This window comes from Xylanimonas sp. McL0601, assembly GCF_049852175.1.
Lineage (GTDB): Bacteria > Actinomycetota > Actinomycetes > Actinomycetales > Cellulomonadaceae > Xylanimonas.
Genome location: NZ_CP187527.1, coordinates 2,541,907 through 2,561,597, shown reverse-complemented (window position 1 = coordinate 2,561,597; position 19,691 = coordinate 2,541,907). Strand labels below are relative to the sequence as shown.

At 74.4% G+C, this 19,691-nt stretch carries 20 protein-coding genes; 1 reads left to right on the top strand and 19 read right to left on the bottom strand.

The features are described 5' to 3' along the window. Positions 1-6: 6 nt before the first annotated feature. Genes ACO4JP_RS11780 through ACO4JP_RS11730 form a run of 11 tightly spaced genes read right to left on the bottom strand, consistent with a single transcriptional unit; the run spans position 7 to position 12,746 of the window. Complete coding sequence (locus ACO4JP_RS11780) at positions 7-1,182, bottom strand: acetyl-CoA C-acyltransferase (protein ID WP_425953890.1); 1,176 nt, start codon at positions 1,180-1,182, stop codon at positions 7-9. After that, positions 1,179-1,826 carry a CoA transferase subunit B gene (locus tag ACO4JP_RS11775; RefSeq protein ID WP_425953888.1) on the bottom strand — a complete coding sequence of 216 codons (648 nt, stop codon included), beginning with the start codon at positions 1,824-1,826 and terminating at the stop codon, positions 1,179-1,181. Before ACO4JP_RS11775 ends, ACO4JP_RS11780 begins: the two co-directional genes overlap by 4 nt. Continuing rightward, positions 1,823-2,602 carry a CoA transferase subunit A gene (locus tag ACO4JP_RS11770; protein WP_425953887.1) on the bottom strand — a complete coding sequence of 260 codons (780 nt, stop codon included), beginning with the start codon at positions 2,600-2,602 and terminating at the stop codon, positions 1,823-1,825. Before ACO4JP_RS11770 ends, ACO4JP_RS11775 begins: the two co-directional genes overlap by 4 nt. Further along, entirely contained in the window at positions 2,599-3,483 is an 885-nt protein-coding gene (locus ACO4JP_RS11765; protein ID WP_425953885.1) for an HpcH/HpaI aldolase/citrate lyase family protein, read from the bottom strand. The genes ACO4JP_RS11770 and ACO4JP_RS11765 overlap by 4 nt, the downstream gene beginning before the upstream one ends. Further along, positions 3,480-3,974, bottom strand: a complete 495-nt coding sequence (locus tag ACO4JP_RS11760) for a MaoC family dehydratase (RefSeq protein WP_425953883.1) — start codon at positions 3,972-3,974, stop codon at positions 3,480-3,482. Before ACO4JP_RS11760 ends, ACO4JP_RS11765 begins: the two co-directional genes overlap by 4 nt. Beyond that, positions 3,971-5,158, bottom strand: a complete 1,188-nt coding sequence (locus ACO4JP_RS11755; RefSeq protein WP_425953881.1) for an acyl-CoA dehydrogenase family protein — start codon at positions 5,156-5,158, stop codon at positions 3,971-3,973. Before ACO4JP_RS11755 ends, ACO4JP_RS11760 begins: the two co-directional genes overlap by 4 nt. Continuing rightward, entirely contained in the window at positions 5,155-7,401 is a 2,247-nt protein-coding gene (locus ACO4JP_RS11750; protein WP_425953880.1) for an acetyl/propionyl/methylcrotonyl-CoA carboxylase subunit alpha, read from the bottom strand. Before ACO4JP_RS11750 ends, ACO4JP_RS11755 begins: the two co-directional genes overlap by 4 nt. Beyond that, positions 7,398-9,008, bottom strand: a complete 1,611-nt coding sequence (locus tag ACO4JP_RS11745; protein ID WP_425953879.1) for a carboxyl transferase domain-containing protein — start codon at positions 9,006-9,008, stop codon at positions 7,398-7,400. The genes ACO4JP_RS11750 and ACO4JP_RS11745 overlap by 4 nt, the downstream gene beginning before the upstream one ends. Next, entirely contained in the window at positions 9,005-10,516 is a 1,512-nt protein-coding gene (locus ACO4JP_RS11740) for a dihydrolipoamide acetyltransferase family protein (RefSeq protein WP_425953877.1), read from the bottom strand. The genes ACO4JP_RS11745 and ACO4JP_RS11740 overlap by 4 nt, the downstream gene beginning before the upstream one ends. Continuing rightward, complete coding sequence (locus tag ACO4JP_RS11735) at positions 10,513-11,526, bottom strand: alpha-ketoacid dehydrogenase subunit beta (protein WP_425953876.1); 1,014 nt, start codon at positions 11,524-11,526, stop codon at positions 10,513-10,515. The genes ACO4JP_RS11740 and ACO4JP_RS11735 overlap by 4 nt, the downstream gene beginning before the upstream one ends. After that, entirely contained in the window at positions 11,523-12,746 is a 1,224-nt protein-coding gene (locus ACO4JP_RS11730; RefSeq protein ID WP_425953875.1) for a thiamine pyrophosphate-dependent enzyme, read from the bottom strand. The genes ACO4JP_RS11735 and ACO4JP_RS11730 overlap by 4 nt, the downstream gene beginning before the upstream one ends. Before the next feature lie 140 nt (positions 12,747-12,886). Here ACO4JP_RS11730 and ACO4JP_RS11725 point away from each other — a divergent pair, with 140 nt between their 5' ends. Further along, positions 12,887-13,360 carry an Lrp/AsnC family transcriptional regulator gene (locus ACO4JP_RS11725; protein WP_425953873.1) on the top strand — a complete coding sequence of 158 codons (474 nt, stop codon included), beginning with the start codon at positions 12,887-12,889 and terminating at the stop codon, positions 13,358-13,360. A 4-nt stretch (positions 13,361-13,364) separates the two neighbouring features. On the opposite strand, the gene ACO4JP_RS11720 is transcribed toward ACO4JP_RS11725, so the two are convergent. From ACO4JP_RS11720 to ACO4JP_RS11685, 8 genes are all read right to left on the bottom strand, one after another. After that, complete coding sequence (locus ACO4JP_RS11720) at positions 13,365-14,012, bottom strand: HAD-IA family hydrolase (RefSeq protein WP_425953872.1); 648 nt, start codon at positions 14,010-14,012, stop codon at positions 13,365-13,367. 165 nt (positions 14,013-14,177) lie between these two features. Next, positions 14,178-15,101, bottom strand: coding sequence for a LysR family transcriptional regulator (locus ACO4JP_RS11715; RefSeq protein ID WP_425953870.1), 924 nt, complete (start codon positions 15,099-15,101; stop codon positions 14,178-14,180). 200 nt (positions 15,102-15,301) lie between these two features. Next, the gene (locus ACO4JP_RS11710; RefSeq protein WP_425953869.1) at positions 15,302-15,658 is read right to left on the bottom strand and encodes a hypothetical protein; all 357 of its coding nucleotides are present in this window, start codon (positions 15,656-15,658) and stop codon (positions 15,302-15,304) included. 127 nt (positions 15,659-15,785) lie between these two features. Next, positions 15,786-16,364, bottom strand: coding sequence for a molybdenum cofactor guanylyltransferase (gene mobA, locus ACO4JP_RS11705; protein ID WP_425953868.1), 579 nt, complete (start codon positions 16,362-16,364; stop codon positions 15,786-15,788). Then, positions 16,357-17,013, bottom strand: a complete 657-nt coding sequence (locus ACO4JP_RS11700) for a helix-turn-helix transcriptional regulator (protein WP_425953867.1) — start codon at positions 17,011-17,013, stop codon at positions 16,357-16,359. Before ACO4JP_RS11700 ends, mobA begins: the two co-directional genes overlap by 8 nt. Before the next feature lie 311 nt (positions 17,014-17,324). After that, a complete protein-coding gene (locus ACO4JP_RS11695) occupies positions 17,325-17,885 on the bottom strand; it encodes a GNAT family N-acetyltransferase (RefSeq protein ID WP_425953865.1) in 561 nt (186 codons plus the stop codon). Between the two features lie 41 nt (positions 17,886-17,926). Beyond that, the gene (locus tag ACO4JP_RS11690; RefSeq protein WP_425953864.1) at positions 17,927-19,003 is read right to left on the bottom strand and encodes a fatty acid desaturase family protein; all 1,077 of its coding nucleotides are present in this window, start codon (positions 19,001-19,003) and stop codon (positions 17,927-17,929) included. Positions 19,004-19,203: 200 nt separating this feature from the next. Then, the gene (locus tag ACO4JP_RS11685; RefSeq protein WP_425953863.1) at positions 19,204-19,647 is read right to left on the bottom strand and encodes a MarR family winged helix-turn-helix transcriptional regulator; all 444 of its coding nucleotides are present in this window, start codon (positions 19,645-19,647) and stop codon (positions 19,204-19,206) included. Positions 19,648-19,691 lie beyond the last annotated feature (44 nt).

Sequence of the window (19,691 nt, the reverse complement as noted above, 5' to 3'; positions counted from 1 at the left end):
GGCGGGTCAGGCCTGCAGCACCACTGCGGACCCCTGCCCGCCGCCGCCGCACGCCGACGCCACCCCGATGGCGCCCGGCCCGAGCTCCGCGAGCCGCCGCGCCAGATGACCGACGATCCGCGCGCCCGACGCCCCGATGGGGTGCCCGAGCGCGATCGCCCCGCCGTTCGCGTTGACCACGGCGGGGTCGAACCCCAGGTGGTCCACCGACGCCAGCACCACCGAAGCGAACGCCTCGTTGATCTCGACGGCCGCGAACTCGTGGCCGTCGAGGCCTGCGCGGGCGCACGCACACGAGATCGCATGCGCAGGCTGCAGGTGCAGCCCGACGTCGGGCCCGGCGACGAGCCCGTGCCCGAGGATGCGCGTGCCCGTCAGACCCCGTGCGGCGGCGACCTCGTCGGACACGAGCACGAGCGCCGCGGCACCGTCGGAGATCTGCGACGCGTTGCCGGCGGTGATCGTGCCGTCCGGCCGGAACGAGGGCCGCAGGCGTGCGAGCCCTTCGAGGGTGGTCTCGGGGCGGATGCCGTCGTCGGCGTCGACCGTGACGCTCCCGCGGCGGCCCGGCACCTCGACCGGGGCGATCTCCTCCTTGAGGAACGGCGCGGCGGCCGCGGCGCGCTCGTGCGACGAGGCCGCGAACGCGTCCTGCGCCTCGCGGGTCGCCCACGCGGCGCGGCCGTAGCCGTCGCCGTAGCGCTCGGTGCTCAGGCCCATGGAGTCGTGCTCGAACGCGTCGGTGAGGCCGTCGTGCTGCATCGTGTCCATGAGCTCGACCGGCCCGAACCTCTGCCCGGCACGCGATCCCACCCACACGTGCGGCGCGAGCGTCATCGACTCCATGCCGACGGCGGCGACCACCTGGGCCTCGCCCGTCGAGATCAGCCGGTGCGCCTGCACCACCGCCTCCTCGCCCGACAGGCACACGACGTTGAGCGTGAGCGCCGGCGTCGTGAACGGGACGCCCGCGCCGACCGCCGCCTGCCGCGCCGGGTTCTGGCCGGCGCCACCCTGCAGCACCTGCCCGCCGAGCACGAAGTCGACCTCGCCGGGCGCGATGCCCGACGCCGCGAGCGCCGCGGCAAGCGCATGCGCGCCGAGCGCGGTGGCCGGCACGGTGGCGAACACCCCGTTGGCCTTGACGAACGGGGTGCGGCGGTACCCCACGATGACGGTCATGATGCCTCCTCGAGGTCCACGACGAGCTCGGGTTCGGTGGCCGCGCGCACGTCGTCGACGGTGACGCCCGGGGCGAGGCGGCGCAGCACCACCCCGGAGGGCTCGACGTCGAGCACCGCGCGGTCGGTGACGACGCGGTTCACCACGCCCTCGCCCGTCAGGGGGAGGGTGCAGCGGCGGCGGATCTTGGGGGAGCCGTCGCGGGACACGTGGTCCATGAGCACGACGATGCGCGGCGACCCCACGACCAGGTCCATCGCCCCGCCGGGACCCTTGACGAGCTTGCCGGGCACGGTCCAGTTGGCGAGGTCGCCCGTCTCGGAGACCTCGAGCGCGCCGAGGATCGCGATGCTCACGTGGCCGCCGCGGATCATGGCGAACGACTCGGCGGAGTCGAAGATGCTCGCGCCCGGCAGCGTCGTCACGGTCTGCTTGCCGGCGTTGATGAGGTCGGCGTCCTCCTCGCCCTCGTACGGGAAGGGGCCGATGCCGAGCAGCCCGTTCTCGGACTGCAGCGTGATGTGCACGCCGGGTGGCAGGTGGTTGGCCACGAGCGTGGGGATGCCGATGCCGAGGTTGACGTAGTCGCCGTCGTGGAGCTCGCCCGCGGCGATCGTGGCCATCTCGTCGCGCGTCCAGGTCATCGGGCACCTCCGCCGCTCACGGTGGTCGAGCCTGTCGAGACCACGCCGCTGGTCTCGGTGGTCTCGGTGGTCTCGACCACCCGGGCGGGGCGGGTGGTCCGCTGCTCGATCTCCTTGACGCGCTCGCGCGCCGGGACGAGGTGGTCGACGTAGATCCCGGGCGTCACGACGACGTCGGGGTCGAGCGGCTCGTCGAGCACGTGCTCCGCCTCGGCCACGGTCACCCGCCCCGCTGCGGCGACGAGCGGGTTGAAGTTCCGCGCGGTGAGCCGGTAGGCGAGGTTCCCGTACCGGTCGGCGCGGAACGCGTGCACCAGGGCGAGGTCGGCGACGATCGCGCGCTCGAGCACGTACCGGCGGCCGTCGAGCTCCTGGACCGGCTTGCCCTCGGCGAGCGGCGTGCCGACGCCCGTCGCGGTGAAGAACGCGGGGATGCCCGCGCCGCCGGCGCGCAGCCGCTCCGCGAGCGTGCCCTGCGGCACGAACTCCACGTCGAGGTCGCCGTCGAGGAACCGCTGCGCGAACAGCTTGTTCTCGCCTACGTACGAGGCGAGCACGTGCCGTACCTGGTCGTTCTCCAGCAGGATCCCGAGACCCTTGCCGTCGACGCCCATGTTGTTGGACACCACGGTCAGGTCGCGGACGCCGGAGTCGCGCACCGCCTCGATGAGGTCGCTCGGGTTGCCGCTCAGCCCGAACCCGCCGACCGCGATCGTCATGCCGTCGTGCAGCAGGCCGTCCAGCGCGTGGCCGGCCGTGGGATGCATCGTGGTCATCGTCCTGAGCCCTCCTCGTCGTCGATCCCCGCGTCGTCGATCCCCGCGTCGATGCCCGCATGCCGCAGGACGGCGCGCGCCTGCTTGAGCACCGGCCCGTCGACCATGCGGCCGTCCAGGGCGAACACCCCCGACGACGGCGCACGTGCGGCCGCTGCCAGGACCTCGCGCGCTCCGGCGACGTCGTCGGGCGACGGCGCGTACGCCCCGCGGATCACCGGAACCTGCGACGGGTGGATGCACAGGCTCGCGGCGAAGCCGACGGCGGCCGCGTCCAGCGCCTCCTCCCGCAGCCCGTCGAGGTCCCCGATGTCCAGGTGCACGGCGTCGATCGCCGCCTTCCCCGCGGCCCCCGCGGCGAGCAGCACGGCCGAGCGCGCGTGCCGCGCGACGTCCCGGTACCGGCCGTCGGCACGCCGGCTCGACGTCCCGCCGAGCGACGCCACCAGGTCGTCGGCGCCCCAGGCGAGCGCGACGACGTCGGGCCGCGCCGCGAGGGCGGGCGCGGCGAGCACGCCCGCCGCGGTCTCGCACAGCGCGACGACGGCGTACGGGGCGCCGTCGGGCCGCACGAGCGGGCCGACGAACCGGCCGTCGGCCTTGGGCAGCAGGACTGTGCGGTAGCCGGTGCGGGCAAGTGCCGCGAGGTCGGCGCCGTGGTCGCGGGTGCCGGCCCCGTTGACGCGCACCACGGCGCGCGCTGGGTCCACGGGGTGGTCGACCACGGCCTGCCGCGCGGCCTCCTTGCGGTCGGGGGCGACGCCGTCCTCGAGGTCGAGCACGACGGCGTCGGCACGCTCGAGCGCCTTGGCGAACCGGTCCGGACGGTCGGCGGGGCAGAACAGCAGCGCCGGCCCGAGGGTGAACGGCACGGGGTTCATGGCGCGCCCTCCCGTGTGCGGACCAGCGCCGTCCGCACGGCCCGCGCGACGACGTCGCCGTCCTGGTTGCGGCCGACGTGCTCGAAGGTCACCACGCCCTCGCCCGGACGCGACCGCGAGAGCCGCTTGGCCCGGACCGTCGTCTCGCCGTAGAGGGTGTCGCCGTGGAAGACCGGGTGGGGGAACGCGACCTCCTCGAACCCGAGGTTCGCCACGGTCGTGTCCCGGGTCAGGTGCGCCACCGACAGGCCCACCAGCGTGGCCAGGGTGAGCATCGAGTTCGTCAGCGGCTTCCCGAAGGGCTGCGTCGCGGCCCACGCCGCGTCCAGGTGCAGCCCCTGCGGGTTCATCGTGAGCGTCGAGAAGAGCACGTCGTCGGCCTCGGTCAGCGTGCGTCCGGGGCGGTGCACGTAGCGCACCGCCTCCTCGAGCTCCTCGTAGAAGAGCCCGCGCTGCACCACCTCCCGGGGTCCGCCCGCGTGCTCGCTCATGCGGTCAGCCCCAGGTCGCGCGCGATGACCATCAGCTGCACCTCGGTGGTGCCCTCGCCCACCTCGAGCACCTTGGAGTCGCGATAGTGGCGCGCGACCGGATTCTCGTTGAGGAACCCGTACCCGCCGAAGATCTGCGCGGCGTCGCGCGCGTTAGCCATCGCGGCCTCGCCGCCCACGAGCTTGGCGACGGACGCCTCGGCCTTGAACGGGCGCCCGTGCACCAGCTTCTGCGCGGCGTCGAACCAGCACAGGCGGGACGAGTGCACGCGCGCCTGCATGCGCGCGAGCATGAACGCCACGTGCTGGTGGGAGGCGATGCTTCCGCCGAACACCGTGCGCGAGCCTGCGTACCGCAGCGCCTCCTCGAGGCAGCCCTGCGCCGCCCCGGTCGCGAGCGCGGCGAACGCGATGCGGCCCTCGTCGAGCACGCGCAGGAAGTTCGCGTAGCCCCGCCCGCGCGCGCCGACCAGGTTCGACGCCGGCACCCGCACGCCGGTGAGGGTGAGCGGGTGCGTGTCCGAGGTGTGCCAGCCGACCTTGTCGTACGACGGGCCGACGACGAGGCCGGGCGTGCCCGCCGGCACGAGGATCGTCGAGAGCTCGGGGGCCGTGCGGCCGTCTCGCCCCGGGACCTGGCCGGTGACGGCCGTGATCGTGATGACGCTCGTGATCGGCGTGCCCGAGTTGGTGATGAACTGCTTGCTGCCGTCGATGACCCACTCGTCGCCGTCGGGGCCGTGCTCGAGGCGTGCCGTGGTGCGGGTGGCTCCGGCGTCGGAGCCCGCCTCGGCCTCCGTGAGGCCGAACGCCCCGAGGGCGCGGCCGGTCACCAGGTCGGGGAGCCAGCGGTCGCGCTGCGCGTCGGTGCCGTGCCGGTAGATCGGCATGATGCCGAGCCCGACCCCCGCCTCGAGCGTCACGGCGATGGACTGGTCGGCACGCGCGAGCGCCTCGACCGCCAGGCACAGCGACACGTAGTCCTTGCCCTGACCGCCGACCTCGACCGGGAAGGGCAGGCCGAACAGCCCGAGCTCGCCCATCTGCCGGACGATCTCGAGCGGCAGCCGCCGCTCGGTGTCGTACCGGTAGGCGGCGGGCGCGACGACGTGGTCGGCGAAGTCGCGGACGGTGTCGGAGAGCTTGCGCTGCTCGTCCGTGAGGCCGTGGGTCTCGGTGATCATGACGCTCCTCGGGTGGCGGAGTGCGTGACGGGTGCGGCGGGGTCTGCCGCGCCGTCCTGGGTGGCGTTCTCGACGACGGCCACGACCTGGTCGAGCCGGACCAGGTCCCCGGGCCGCACACGCAGGCGCACGGTGCCGCCGCGAGGCGCGGCGAGCGCGTGCTCCATCTTCATCGCCTCGACGACGACGACGGTCGCGCCCGGCTCGACGGCGTCGCCGTCCGCGACAGGGACCGCGGTGACGGTGCCCGGCATCGCGGCGCGCACCTCGCCGGGCGCCTCGCCGTCGGGGGAGTCGGGGGCGCGGGGCGTGCGCCGCCGGGCGGCCTGCTGGGCTCGGTCGAGCACGCCGAACCGCGACGACCGCCCGTCGGCTCCCACCCACACCGCTGCGGGCATGACGTCGGCCTCGTCGGAGCGCGGAGCCCGGGCCGACCTCCCGCTCTCCGCGGGGGCGTGGGCCGCGTGGAACGTCCGGGTGACGCCGCCCAGGGTCAGGAGCCACGCGTGCGGCCGGCCGGCGGGGCGCCAGGACGCCGCGACCGGGGGCTCGGCGTCGAGCGTCACCATGGCGTCGGCCGGCGAGCCGGTCACCAGCACCGCGTGCTCCGCCCCGGCGTCGTCGAGCAGAACGACCCGCCGCGGGGCGGGCACGCCGTTGAGGCGCCAGCCGTCCCGCGCGGCCCAAGGGCCGGCCGCGCTCACCGTGCCCGGGACCGTCCCGGGGCGGTCGACCATCCCCGGGCGGTCGCCGTCGAGCGTCGCCAGCGCCGCCGCGACGAGGAGCGCCGCCGGGTTGTCAGGACCTGGGCGGGCTCGGTCGCGCCCTGGACCTGACAGGTCGCCCACCATGCGGTCGATCAGGCCGGTGTCCAGGCGTCCGGCGCGCACGTCCTCGTCGGCGAGCAGGTCGCGCAGGAAGCTCTGGTTGGTCTCGACGCCCAGCACGACGACCGACGCGAGCAGCGTGTCGAGCCGGTCCAGCGCCTGGGCGCGGTCCGCCCCGTGGGCGACCGCCTTCGCGAGCAGCGGGTCGAAGTCGCCGGTCACCGCCGTGCCCTCGGCGATCCCGCTGTCCAGCCTCAGGGGGGCGGCGCCCGGGCCGGCGGGCACGCCGGCGTCGTCGTAGACCAGCACGGCGCCCGTCGCGGGCAGGAACCCGCGCGCGGGGGCCTCGGCGTACAGGCGCGCCTCGACCGCGTGGCCCGTGGTGCGCACGTCGCTCTGGCCGAACCCCAGCGGCTCGCCGCCCGCGGCGCGCAGCTGCAGCTCGACCAGGTCCAGCCCCGTGACCAGCTCGGTCACCGGGTGCTCCACCTGCAGGCGGGTGTTCATCTCGATGAACCAGAACGACGCCGGGTCGTCCGCGGGCACCAGGAACTCCACGGTCCCGGCGCCGACGTACCCGACGGACCGCGCGACCTCGCACGCCGCCTCGCCGAGCCGGGCGCGCGTGGCGTCGCCGATCGCGGGCGACGGCGCCTCCTCGACCACCTTCTGGTAGCGGCGCTGCAGCGTGCACTCGCGCTCGCCGAGGTGCACCACGCCGCCGTGCACGTCGGCGATCACCTGGACCTCGACGTGCCGCGGGCGATCCACGAGGCGCTCGAGCAGCAGCGTGTCGTCCCCGAACGACGCCGCCGCGACCCGCCGCGCGGAGTCGAGCGCCGCGGGCAGCTCGTCCAGGGTGCGGACCACGACCATGCCCTTGCCGCCGCCGCCCGCCGCCGGCTTGACCAGCAGCGGGAGGCCGACGTCGCGCGCGGTCGCGAGCAGCTTGTCCGCCGGCGTCCCCGCGGCCAGGGCTTCGCCGTCGAGCGTCCCGGGCAGCACGGGCACCCCGCGGGCGCCGACGAGCCGCTTGGCCGCGAGCTTGTCGGCCATGAGCTCGAGAGCCGCGACCGGCGGCCCGACGAACGTCAGGCCCGCGCGCTCGCACGCCCGCGCCAGCGCCGGGCTCTCGGAGAGGAAGCCGTAGCCGGGGTGCACCGCGTCGGCTCCGGCGGCGGCCGCCGCACCGACGACGGCGTCGACGTCGAGGTAGGCGGCGCGGGGCGAGGCACCGGTGGGCGCCCGGCTGAGGCGCACGGCGACGTCGGCCTCGCGCACGTGGCGCGCGTCGGCGTCGGCCGCGGTGTGCACGGCGACCGAGCGGAGGCCCAGGCGGCGCAGCGTGGCGATCACCCGGCAGGCGATCTCGCCCCGGTTGGCCACCAGCACCGTAGAGAGGTCCACCGCGCTCACATCCGGAAGAGCCCGTACGCCGACTCTGCGCTGAGCGGGGTGCGCGCGCACACCGCGAGCGCGAGGCCCAGCACGCGCCGGGTGTCGGCGGGGTCGATGATGCCGTCGTCCCAGAGGCGGGCCGTCGCGTGGTACGGGTCGCCCTGCTGGTCGTAGCGGTCGCGGACCTCGGCGCGGAACGTGGCCTCGTCGTCCGGGTCCCACGCCTCGCCGCTGCGGGCGAGCTGGTCCTTCTTCACGGTCGCGAGCACCGACGACGCCTGCGCGCCGCCCATGACCGAGATGCGGCTGCCGGGCCAGGACCACAGGAAGCGCGGGGAGTACGCGCGCCCGCACATGGCGTAGTTGCCCGCGCCGAACGACCCGCCGACGATCACGGAGAGCTTCGGCACGCGCGTCGTCGCGACGGCGGTGACCATCTTCGCGCCGTCCTTCGCGATGCCGCCCGCCTCGGCGTCGGTGCCCACCATGAACCCCGAGATGTTCTGCAGGAACAGCAGCGGGATGCCGCGCTGGTCGCACAGCTCGACGAAGTGAGCGCCCTTGAGCGCCGACGTCCCGAACAGCACGCCCTCGTTGGCCAGCACACCGACGGGGTGCCCGCAGATCCGCGCGAACCCCGTGACGAGCGTGGTGCCGTACTCCCGCTTGAACTCGTGCAGCTCGCTGCCGTCGACGAGCCTGGCGATCACCTCGCGGGGGTCGTACGGCTGCTGCACGTCGGTGGGCACGGCGGCGTAGAGGCCGTCCGGGTCGACGGCCGGCTCGACCACCTCGGCGACGTCCCATGCCGGCGCGGGGTCCCGCGGCAGCGTCGCGACGATGCCGCGCACCAGGTCCAGCGCGTGCTCGTCGTCGTCGGCGAGGTGGTCGACGACGCCGGACCGGCGGGCGTGCAGCTCGCCGCCGCCCAGCTCCTCCGCGGTGACGACCTCGCCGATCGCCGCCTGCACGAGCGGCGGGCCGCCGAGGAAGATCGTGCCCTGGTCCCGCACGATCACGGTCTCGTCGCTCATCGCGGGCACGTATGCGCCGCCCGCGGTGCACGAGCCCAGGACTGCCGCGATCTGCGGGACCCGCGCCGCCGAGAGGCGGGCCTGGTTGAAGAAGATCCGCCCGAAGTGGTCCCGGTCGGGGAACACCTGGTCCTGCAGGGGCAGGAACGCGCCGCCCGAGTCGACCAGGTACACGCACGGCAGCCGGTTCTCGAGCGCGATCTCCTGCGCCCGCAGGTGCTTCTTGACCGTGAGCGGGTGGTAGGTGCCGCCCTTCACCGTCGCGTCGTTGCACACGACCATGACCTGCCGGCCCTCGACCAGCCCGATGCCCGCGACCACCCCCGCGCCGGGCCAGGCGCCGTCGTCGATGCCGAACGCGGCCAGCGGTGCGATCTCGAGGAACGGGCTGCCCGCGTCGAGCAGGCGGTCGACCCGCGCGCGGGGCAGCAGCTTGCCGCGCGCCACGTGCGTGGCCCGCGCGCGCTCCGGCCCGCCGGCCGCGGCGGCCGCGGTGCGCTCGCGGAGCTGCTCGGCCAGCACGCGCTGCGCCGCCTCGGTCGCGCGGGCGGCGTCCGAGAGCGGGTCGACGGCGGTGGCCAGCAGGCTCACGCGGCACCATCCGACGTCGTCGGTGATGCAGCTTGTCGCGACTGCGGCAGCTCGGGCTGCCGAGAGCTCGACGAGCTGCTGGTGGCGGGCGCGCCCAGCAGCAGGGCCAGGGCCGGGTCGGCGAGGACCGCGCCCAGGTCCGCCAGGAAGCGCGCGGCCTGCTCGCCGTCCACGACGCGGTGGTCGAACGTCAGGCTCAGCGTCACCACCTGCCGCAGCGCGATCTCGCCGTCGTGCTCCCAGGGGAGGCGGCGCACGGCGCCGAGGCCGAGGATGCCGGGCTCGCCGCGGTTGAGGATCGGGGTGCCCGAGTCGACGCCGAAGACGCCGACGTTGGTGATGGTGAACGTGCCGCCCGAGAGCCGTTCAGGCGCGGTGCGCCCGTCGCGCGCCGTCCGCGTGAGCTCCCCGAGCGCCGCGGCGAGCTCGGGCAGCCCCATCGTGTCGGCGGCGGGGACGTTCGGCACGACGAGGCCGCGGTCGGTGGCCACCGCGATCCCCAGGTTCACGTGCGCGGGCCGGACGATCTCGGCGTCGCCGTCGGGCAGGTCGGCCCAGTGGCCGGTGAGCGCGGGGTGCGCGGGCAGCAGCGCGCACACGGCCCGCGCGACGAGGGCCAGCACGGTGACCCGTTCCCCCCGCGCGAGCGGGTGGGACCGGAGCCGCTCGAGCAGCTCCATGCTCGGTGTCGCGTCGACCGTGAGCTGCACGGATGCCTGCGGTGCCGTGAACGCGCTCGCCACCATCGCGGCGGCGGTGTGCTTGCGCACGCCGCGGACCGGTGTGTGCGTCTCGCCGGCGCCTGGGGTCGGGGCCGCGGCCGCGGTCTCGACGTCCTGTCGTGTCACGCGGCCGTCCGGGCCCGAGCCGGGCACGCCCGCCAGGTCGACCCCGAGCCGGCGCGCGAACGCCCGGACGCCGGGCGTGGAGCGGGCTCGCTCGGCAGGGGGCACCGCCGCGAGCGGGGTGACCTCGGCCGGCAGGAGCGTGCCCGGTGCTGGTGCTGGTGCCGGTGCCGGTGCCGGTGCCGGTGCGGGTGCCTCGGAAGGCGGCGACGGCCGCGTGGCGTAGTACCGGCGGGGCCGGCGCGTCGGGTGCCCGCCGCGCTCCGGACCTGCGCCATAGCCGACCAGCGTCGGCGTCGCGGCCTGCGGGGTCTCGACCTGCGCGGTCTCGGCTTGCGCGCTCTCCGCTTGCGCGCTCTCGGCCTCCGAAGCCTCGGCTGCGGGCTCCGCGTCCCCCGCCCCGTCACGGGCGACGTCGTCGGCCACCTCGAACGTCACGAGCGGCTCGCCCACACCGACGGTCTGCCCAGGCTCGGCGTGGAGCGCGGTGACCACGCCCGCATACGGCGACGGGATGTCGACGAGCGCCTTCGCCGTCTCGACCTCGGCGATCACCTGGTTGAGCTCGACGGTGTCGCCCGCGGCCACGTACCAGGCGACGACGTCGGACTCGGTGAGGCCCTCGCCCAGGTCCGGGAGGCGGAACTCGCGCTGCACCGTCATGGGGCCACCGCCGCGGTGGCGGCGGGCACGCGGCCCAGCACGCGGTCGACGCCGTCGAGGATGCGGTCGAGGTCCGGCACGTGGTGCATCTCGAGCTTGGGCGGCGGGTAGGGGATGTCGTGCCCCGTGACGCGCACGGGCGGCGCCTCGAGGTACTCGAAGCAGCGCTCGGTGATCGTCGCCGCGACCTCCGCGCCGACCCCGGCCTCATGCGCCCCCTCGTGCGCGACCACGACCCGGCCGGTGCGCCGCACCGACGCCGCGACGGTGTCATGGTCGACGGGGGAGAGCGACCGCAGGTCGATCACCTCGAGGGACACGCCCTCGTCGGCGGCCGCGGCTGCGGCGTCCACGGCGGTGGCGACGAGGCCGCCGTAGGTGACGACGGTGACGTCCTTGCCGGGCACCACGATGCGCGCGGCCCCCATGGGCGGCGCGTCGGCGAGCGCGGCCTCGGTGTCCACCTCGCCCTTGGCGTAGTACCGCCGCTTGGGCTCGAAGAAGATGACGGGGTCGTCGCTCGCGATCGCCTGCTGCAGCACGGTGTACCCGTCCTGCGGGGTCGCCACGGTGACGACGCGCAGGCCGGGAGTGTGCACGAAGTACGCCTCGGGCGACTCCGAGTGGTGCTCCGCGGCGCCGGTGCCTCCGCCCACCGGGATGCGGATCGTGATCGGCAGCCGCACCGCGCCCGCGGTGCGCGCATACATCCGCGCGACCTGGCTGACGATCTGGTCGAACGCGACGTAGACGAAGCCGTCGAACTGGATCTCGACCACGGGCCGGTAGCCGCGGAAGGCGAGGCCGACGGCGGTGCCGACGATGCCGGCCTCCGCGAGCGGGGTGTCGATCACGCGCCGGGGGCCGAACTCGGCCTGCAGCCCGTCGGTCACGCGGAAGACACCGCCCAGCCGGCCGATGTCCTCCCCGAGCAGCATGACGGACGGGTCGTCGGCGAGGGAGCGCCGGAGCCCGGCGCCGAGGGCCTTCGCGAGCGTGAGCGTGGTCATCGCTCGCCTCCCGCGGCGTCGTCGGCGAACCCTGCGAGGTACTGCGCGTACGCCTCCCGCTCCGCGGCCACGCCGGGGTGCGAGTCGGTGTACACGTGGTCGAAGATCGTCAGCGGCGGCGGGTCCTCGATCGCGGCGACGGCTGCCCGCAGGTCGGCGGCGAGGCGGTCGGCGGCGTCCTGCACGCGCGCCTCGGCGTCGGCGGTCAGCACCCCGAGCCCGCGCAGGTAGACGGCGAACCGCGCGAGCGGGTCACGGTGCTCCCACGCCGCGACCTCGGCCGCGTCGCGGTACCGCGTGGGGTCGTCCGCCGTCGTGTGCGGGCCACGGCGGTAGGTCACGGCCTCGATCAGCGTCGGCCCGCCGCCCGTGCGGGCGCGGTGCAGCGCGGCGCGGGTCACGGACAGCATCGCCAGGACGTCGTTGCCGTCGACCCGCACCCCGGGGAGGCCGAACCCGCGGGCGCGGTCGACGAGCGGCACGTGCGACTGCAACGAGACCGGCTCGGAGATCGCCCACTGGTTGTTCTGGCACAGGAAAACCACGGGCGCCGACCACGTGCCGGCGAAGACGAACGCCTCGTTGACGGCACCCTGGCTCATCGCGCCGTCGCCGAAGTACGCGACGGCGGCGGCCGTGCCGTCGTCGCCCGTCCCGTCGGGGCTGACCCGCTCGGCGTCGGCGAGGATGCCCAGCGCGTACCCGACGGCGTGCAGCGCGTGCCCGCCCACGATGATCTGCGGCGTGGCCATGTTGACGGCGTAAGGGTCCCAGCCGGCGCCGACGACGCCGCGCCACGCCCGCAGCAGCTCCAGCGGGCTCACGCCGCGGACGTAGGCGACCGCATGCTCGCGGTAGGTCGTGAACACGAAGTCGTCCGGGCGCAGCGCACGCGCCGAGCCGACCTGGGCGGCCTCCTGCCCCAGCAGGGGTGGCCACAGCGCGAGCTGGCCCTGTCGCTGCAGGGCCGTGGCCTCGGCGTCGATGCGGCGCACCACGACCATGTCCTCGTAGAGGCGCAGCAGCCCCGCCGCCGCCGCCTCGCCGTCGTCGACGTCCCGCAGCCATCGGTCGTGCTCCGGCCACGGGTGCCGGACGCCCTCGGCGTCCAGGAGCCGCACCGTGCCCGCGTCCCCCGGACCGGTGATGGTCACGTTCTCGCGCGCGTCGCCTGACTGTGACAGGTCGTCGCGCGTCGTCGAATCCGTGATGCCTGGCATGGTTGCCTCGCCTCGCGTCTCCGCTGGTCCTCCTCGTCGAGGACCGCCTGCTCGCAACGTAACGCCGGTCACAGAGGGCGGCCAGCACCCCTCGGCGCGCTGCGCGGAACGCTCAGCGACCAGCCGTTACGCTGATCGATGTGCGCAGCTACGACGCCGTAGACCTCGCCATCCTGGCGGCGCTCGCGGACGACCCGCGAGCGACGGTCGCCGCCCTGGCGGAGAGCCTGCACATGTCCCGGAACACGATCCACGCGCGGCTCGGCCAGCTCGAGGCGGCCGGGGCGTTCCTCGACTTCGACCGCTGCCTCAACCCTCAGTTCCTGGGCCACCCGCTCACCGCGTTCCTCGAGGTCGAGGTGCGGCAGAAGGACCTCGCCCGCATCGTGCAGGAGGTCGGGCGCATCCCCGAGGTGGTCCAGGTGTACGGGCGCAGCGGTACCGCCGACCTCCGCGTCCAGGTCGTGTGCAAGGACACGGACCATCTCTTCCGCATCGACGCGGCGATCCTGGAGATCGACGGCGTGGACCGCACGGAGACGTCGCTCGCGATGGGGGAGCTCATCCCGTACCGGCTGCGCCCGCTCATCGAGAAGGTGCGGCGGGCGCTGTGACGGCCTACGACGTCCGGCAGACGTCGACGCCGTGCCACGCGAGCAGCGTGACCAGCGCCGCATGGCCGTCCTCGACCTGCCAGTGCACCGCGGCGAGGCCCGCGGCACGCGCCCCCTCGACGTTGGCGAGGGTGTCGTCGACGAAGAGGATCGCGGCGGGCGCCGCGCCGATGCGGCGGGCTGCCGCCGTGAAGAAGGCAGGGTCGGGCTTCGCGACGCCGAGGGCGTAGGAGTAGCTGCTCGTGTCGAACAGGGCGTCGTAGCCGAGCACGGTGGCCATGTGGGCGCCCCGGTCGTAGTCCTGGTTCGTGCCGAGGTGGACGCCGTACCCGTTGCTGCGCAGCGCCTCGACGAGCGCGAACGACTCGGCGACGGGGTCGATGCGGTGCCACATGGCGTCATACACCTGCTCGGGGGAAGCGCTGGCCCCGACCTCGGCGAGGGCCGACGCGAGGAACAGGAGCAGCTCGCACTCGCCGGTGAACGTCGGCATCGCATGGTGCAGCAGGCGTATGAACTCCGGCGCACGGTCCCCGACGAACGGCTCGACGAGCGCGTGCCATCCCCCGGGAACGACCTGCACCACGCCGTCGGCGTCGAAGAGCACGTGGCGGATCTCTGAACGAGTCACGGAGCGCGTGGAGTCGGGCACGGCCCGATTGTGGCAGATCGCCCAGGTCTGCCCGTCACGATTTCGGCCGACCTGTAGACTCCGCACCAGACTTCCGGCGCGAGAGCGTCGGCGGGATCCGATGAGACAGCGGATCGAGACGCCCCGTCGCTCCACACGACGGGGCGTCTTGTTGTCTGCGACGCCTCATGGCGATGCCGGATGCACGTAGCGCAGGCGCTCCCGCAGCGTCAGGGACGCAGCGGTCGTGGCGAACGCGCGAACGGCCGCCGCCTGGCGCGCCGCCGCGTTGATGGCGAGGACCACGTTGACCGTGATCTCCGGGTCGACGAGCGGGAGCGTCCGCAGCCCGGTCGTTCCCGGGCTCTGGGTCAGGATCGTGTGCGGCGCGATGGTGGCCCACTGGCCGTCCTGGATGTAGGCCAGGAGGGAGGCCACCGACTCGGCCACGACCTGCGGATCGACGTCGACGCCGTGGGCGCCGAAGGCGTCGTCGATCACCTGGCGCACGCGCATCCGCTCGTTCAGCAGCACCAGGGGGAGCCGGGCGGCGTCCACCCAGCCGCACTGGGCGACGTCGGTCGGCATGAGCGCCGGCGCCCCGGCGAGCACGTAACGCTCCTCGTACAGCGGCAGCACCTCCAAGCCGCCCTGGTCGTCGGGCGTGAGGTAGGCGATGCCGGCGTCGAGCTCGAAGTCTCGCAGGCGTTGGTGCAGCTCCGAAGCGCTCAGGTGCTCGGTCACCTGGACGCGCACGAGCGGGTGCTGGGCGCAGAAGGCGCGGGTGATCGAGACGGTGGTCACCGCCGTCGTCGGCCCGACGCCGAGCCGCAGCGTCCCACCGACGCCGTGCTGCATCGCGCTGACCTCGGCCTTCAGGGCGTCGTGCTCGGCCAGGATCCGGCGTGCCCACCCCACGAGGCGCTCGCCCTCGGGCGTCAGACCCTCATACGCGTGGACCCGGTTGATGAGCGCCACGCCGAGCTCGGCCTCGAGCTTGGCGATGCCGGCGGAGAGCGCCGGCTGGGAGACGAAGCACCGCGCGGCCGCGCGCGCGAAGTGCCGCTCTTCCGCGACGGCGACAAAGTACTCGAGCTGGCGGAACTGCATCACGGGTCACGGTCGGGGAAGGTCGCGCAGCCCGTCAGCGGAGCGCGCCCCACCTGCACGGAGGTGCGCTCAGCCGCCGAGATGCGCTCAGCCGCCCGCGCGGCGACGCCGGTGTCCACCCCAGCAAGCGTATCGCCGCGGTGCCTCAGGCATGCGAGACGCAGGGTCGGACGCTTGGTCCGGCCCTGCGTCGTCACGTCTTACGCAGGCACCTCCGGCGACGGCGGCGCCCAGCCGGGGAAGCTCACCGGCATGCGCAGCCGGTAGTCCACCGCATCGGCCCTGTCGGCGGCGCGCATGTACCGCGGCGAGCGGTCCGTGACCTCGCCGGCCTCCGCCAGGGTGATGGTCTGGGCGGAGCGGCCGTCCGTGTAGGGCAGCACCGCGAAGGTCGGGTCGCCCACGCCTCCGCTGTCGAACCGCGCGACGTACGTCCCCGTGGGGACGGTCGTCGGACGGATGGAGGCCAGCGCTTCCGGTCGGATGACGTATGACGTGACCGTCTCCTGAATGACCACCAGGTCGGCCACTGGCTCGATCGTTGCTTTCTCGCTCATGAGGTGCCTCCGTCCGGTCCACCTCTTCCAGGATCGGCCCGACCTCAGGGCATGTCCAAGCGCGATGACCGATGAGGCGATAGCCCCGCTCTATCGCCGCGGTGCCGGGTCGTGAGAGGCGCAGCTCTCAGGGGAGCGCGATGCCCCAGCGCGCCGCATCCTCTGGGGTGTCGACGTCGTCGACGCGCGCGCCGGACGGGTCGACGCCGCGCAGCCGCAGCGGGCTCAGGAGCCTGTGCATCGCGGTCAGCGGGGGGTCGCCGCGATCCGAGAGGCGGGCCAGCAGCGCGCTGGTGCGGTACACCCCGAGCAGCCACTGCAGCCGGCCGCCGGGGTCCAGCAGGCAGAGCCCGTCGTCGTCGGGGTCCGCGCCGGCAGCGAGCAGGCGGGCGACGGCGGCCTCGGCGTCGGGCAGGTCGCCGGCGAGGAGCAGCGTCCACGGCGCGTGGTCGCCGGCCAGCAGCGCCATGCCCGCGGCCACGGCCGCGACCGGGCCGCCGTAGGGCGGGTCCTCGCGCGTGCGCAGCACGCCCGCGGGGACCGGCACGTCGCCGACGACGACGCACCGGCGCGCCTCGGCGGCGGCCGCGAGCGCGACGTCGACAAGGCGGCGCCCTCCCACGCTGAGCTCGGGCTTACGGAGCCCGCCCAGGCGGCTGCCGCGCCCGCCGGCCACGACGACGGCGTCGAAGGTGCCGTCAGGCATGGCGGTGCTCCAGGCGGGCGACGCACGTCGTGGGTGTCGTCCAGGGCTCGAGCCCGGTGACGCGCAGCTCGGGGTCGTCGGCCACCAGCCCGCGCATCAGGCCCAGGTGCAGGCGGCACACCACGGCGGCGTCGATCTCCAGCAGGTCCTTGAACGGGCACGGGCGCATCTCGATCGCCCGGGGCGGTTTGCCGACCACCTCGGGCCGGTAGCTGAGCTCGCCGAGCATGTCGACGATCCGGTCGACGCCTTCCAGGTCCTGCCGCTCGGCGGCGAGCTCGGTGCCCCACGCGTACCCGGCGGCCTCGGCCTGCTCGCCGGCGTTCGCGACCGACACCAGCTGGCGGACCAGTGCTCCGGCCAGTCCCTGGTACATCGCGGCCTCGTCCGGGGCGGGGGCGCGCGGCGCCTCGGCGCGGTACAGAGCGCGTGGGCGCCCGGCCCCTGCGCGCTTCTCGGTCTCGCGGATCACGAGCCCGTCGCGGACCAGCGCGTCCAGGTGGAAGCGGGTGGTGCTGGGGCTCAGCTGCACCGCCTCCGCGATATCGGCGAGGGGCTCCTCCTGGCCTGAGCGGCGCAGATGGTCGAGCACGTCGGCGCGCGCCGGACCCAGCCCAGTGCGCTGGACGCGCGGACGTGCTTCGGCCATCGGCGGGCCCCCTTCGTCTCTGGTCAGACCAAAATAGGCTTTCGCGAAGTTCTCGCAAGAATCCCCGCAGCGTTGTCGTTCAGCCGGCCACAGCCCGGCGCTGAGGTTGCCGCGGCCGTCGGCATGACCCCTGACGCGCTCCGTCCCGGGGTCGCGAGGCGGAGTCCGGGATGCGCTCGACGTCGTCGGCGGGATGCTGGGCTACATCGTGGAGCAGCTCGAGGGTGCTGGGCACGGGTGAGGGCAGCGGCGCGCCTGCGCCAGGCCGCCGGGCCTGCACGCAGCCGGCCTTGCAGCGGTCTTGCAGCCTGTCAGCCGACCGCTACGAGTGCGTGGGCGTGCATGTCGTGCCAGCCGTCGGCGTGCTGGAGCGCGCTGCGGTCCACGCGCTCACCGGCGAAGCCTGCCCGAGCCGCGACCGTGCACGAGGCCGAGTTGGCGGTCGAGTGCCTCAGCTCCAGGCGCGTGAACCCGACGTCCAGGGCCCATCGGGCGGCCGCCTTGGCCGCGCGCGGCGCCACGTGCCGGCCGCGTGCGGCCGGCACCGTCCAGTAGACGACCTCGGCCGCCCCGCCGAACAGGTCGAACGCGCCCAGTCCGACGCGACCGAGCAGGTGGTCGTCGCCGTCGACGACGGCCCAGCCCGCCCCCTCGCCCGTCGGCCAGAGGTCGTTCCAGCCGGCCAGCAGCAGGCGCGCGGCCTCGTCCGAGTCCAGGCGACGCACGTGCCAGCGCTGGATCGCCGGGTCCTCGTACGCGGCACGCACAGCGGGAGCGTCGTCGTCGCGCCACGGGCGCAGCGTCAGGTCGTCGCCCGCGCGGAGCACGGGCTGCGCGTCGGCGTCGAACCGGATGCGGACCGCAGGAACCACCCGACGGGGTACGGCTTCTCCCGAGTGCCGTCCGGCGCGGCTCACACGCCCCGCAGCCGGTGGTAGGCAGGGCAGTCGAAGGGATCCCGCGCGGCCAGCCCCACCTCGTTGAGGTAGCGCACCACGATCGCGTAGGAGCGCACGAGGCTGGTCTCGGTGTACGGCACCCCTTGCGAGGCGCAGTGCTCGCGCACCAGCTCGCGTGCCCGGCCCAGGTGCGGGCGCGGCATGCTGGGGAACAGGTGGTGCTCGATCTGGTAGTTGAGGCCGCCCATGAGGACGCTCATGACGGGACCGCCGCGGATGTTGCGCGAGGTGAGCACCTGCTTGGCGAAGAAGTCGATGCGGCTGTCGGCAGGGATGATCGCCATGCCCTTGTGGTTGGGCGCGAACGAGGCGCCCATGTAGACCCCGAACACGGCCAGCTGGACGCCGAGGAACGCGGCCGCCAGCCCGAGGGGGAGGAACCAGACCAGCGCGCCGACGTAGAGCGTCAGCCGCACGGCGATCGTGACGAGCTCCAGCGCGCGGGTGCGTCGTTCGGTGCGCGGCCCGGTCAGGAGCGACCGGATCGACGTCAGGTGCAGGTTGATGCCCTCGAGCGTCAGCAGCGGGAAGAACGCCCACCCCTGCACCCGCAGGAGCGGACGGAGCCACCGCCGCTGGGCGCGCGCGCCCTCCGCGGTGAACACGATGGTGTCGTTCTCGATGTCCGGGTCCTTGCCGACCCGGTTCGGGTTGGCGTGGTGACGCGAGTGCTTGGTCATCCACCACGAGTAGCTGATCCCCACCACGCCGTTGGCGAGGAAGCGACCGAGCCGGTCGTTCGCGGGCCCCGACGTGAGCACCTGGCGGTGCGCCGCCTCGTGCGCGAGGAAGGCGCACTGGGTCAACAGGACCCCGAGGGCGCCCGCCGGCAGGAGCTGCCACCACGAGTCACCGAGAACGACGATGCAGGCGATCACGCCGGCGAGGGCGACGGCGAGCACACCACCGGTCCACGCGTAATAGCGATAGGCACGGCGCAGCAGCCCGACCTCGCGCACCGTCCGCGACAACGCGGTGTACGTGCTGGTGTTGCGCGCCTCCCGGCGGGCAGTGGGGGCGGTCAGCGGCATGATGCCTCGCAGCGGTCGGTGTCGACTTCCCAGCCGCGGAGGGCGGACATACACCCGTGGAGCAGATACCCCGACCCTACGGGACCGTAGGTTGCGCGCGCACATCGGGCGTGTGGACGTCCTGCACAGGTCTCGGCCCATCGGCCGGCTCAGCTCGGCGACGGCGGCACCGCCGCCGCGGCGATCCTGTCGACGAGGCTCTACCCCAGCTTCGACAGCAGCCGCGCGAGCTCCCGCCGCTGCGCCCCGGTCAGCGGCGCCAGCACCGCCTCGTGCACCTGGTCGATGGTGGCCTCCAGTCGGGCGAGCATCTGGGTGCCGGCCGGGGTGAGCGTGACGATCTTGCGCCGTCTGTGCTCGGGGTCGGCGCTCCGCTCGACGAGCCCGCGGGCCTCCAGGTCGACGGTCGCGGCCGTGACGTCGCTGCGGTCGATGCCGGTGTCGCGGCCGAGGTCCGCCTGGCTCGCGGCCCCCCACTCGGCGAGCGCGGCCAGCAGCCGGTAGTGATGGCCGCGCAGCCCGTACTCCTCGAAGCCCCGGGCCAGCAGCGCCGACGATCGCGCCGCGACGCGGCTCAGGATCCAGAGCGGGCGGCCGACGAGCCGCTCCGGGAGCCGACGGATGCGGTCGTGGTCCACAGGCATGCGCCCCAGCGTAACCATTGCGGGTCCCGCCAACATTCGCTATG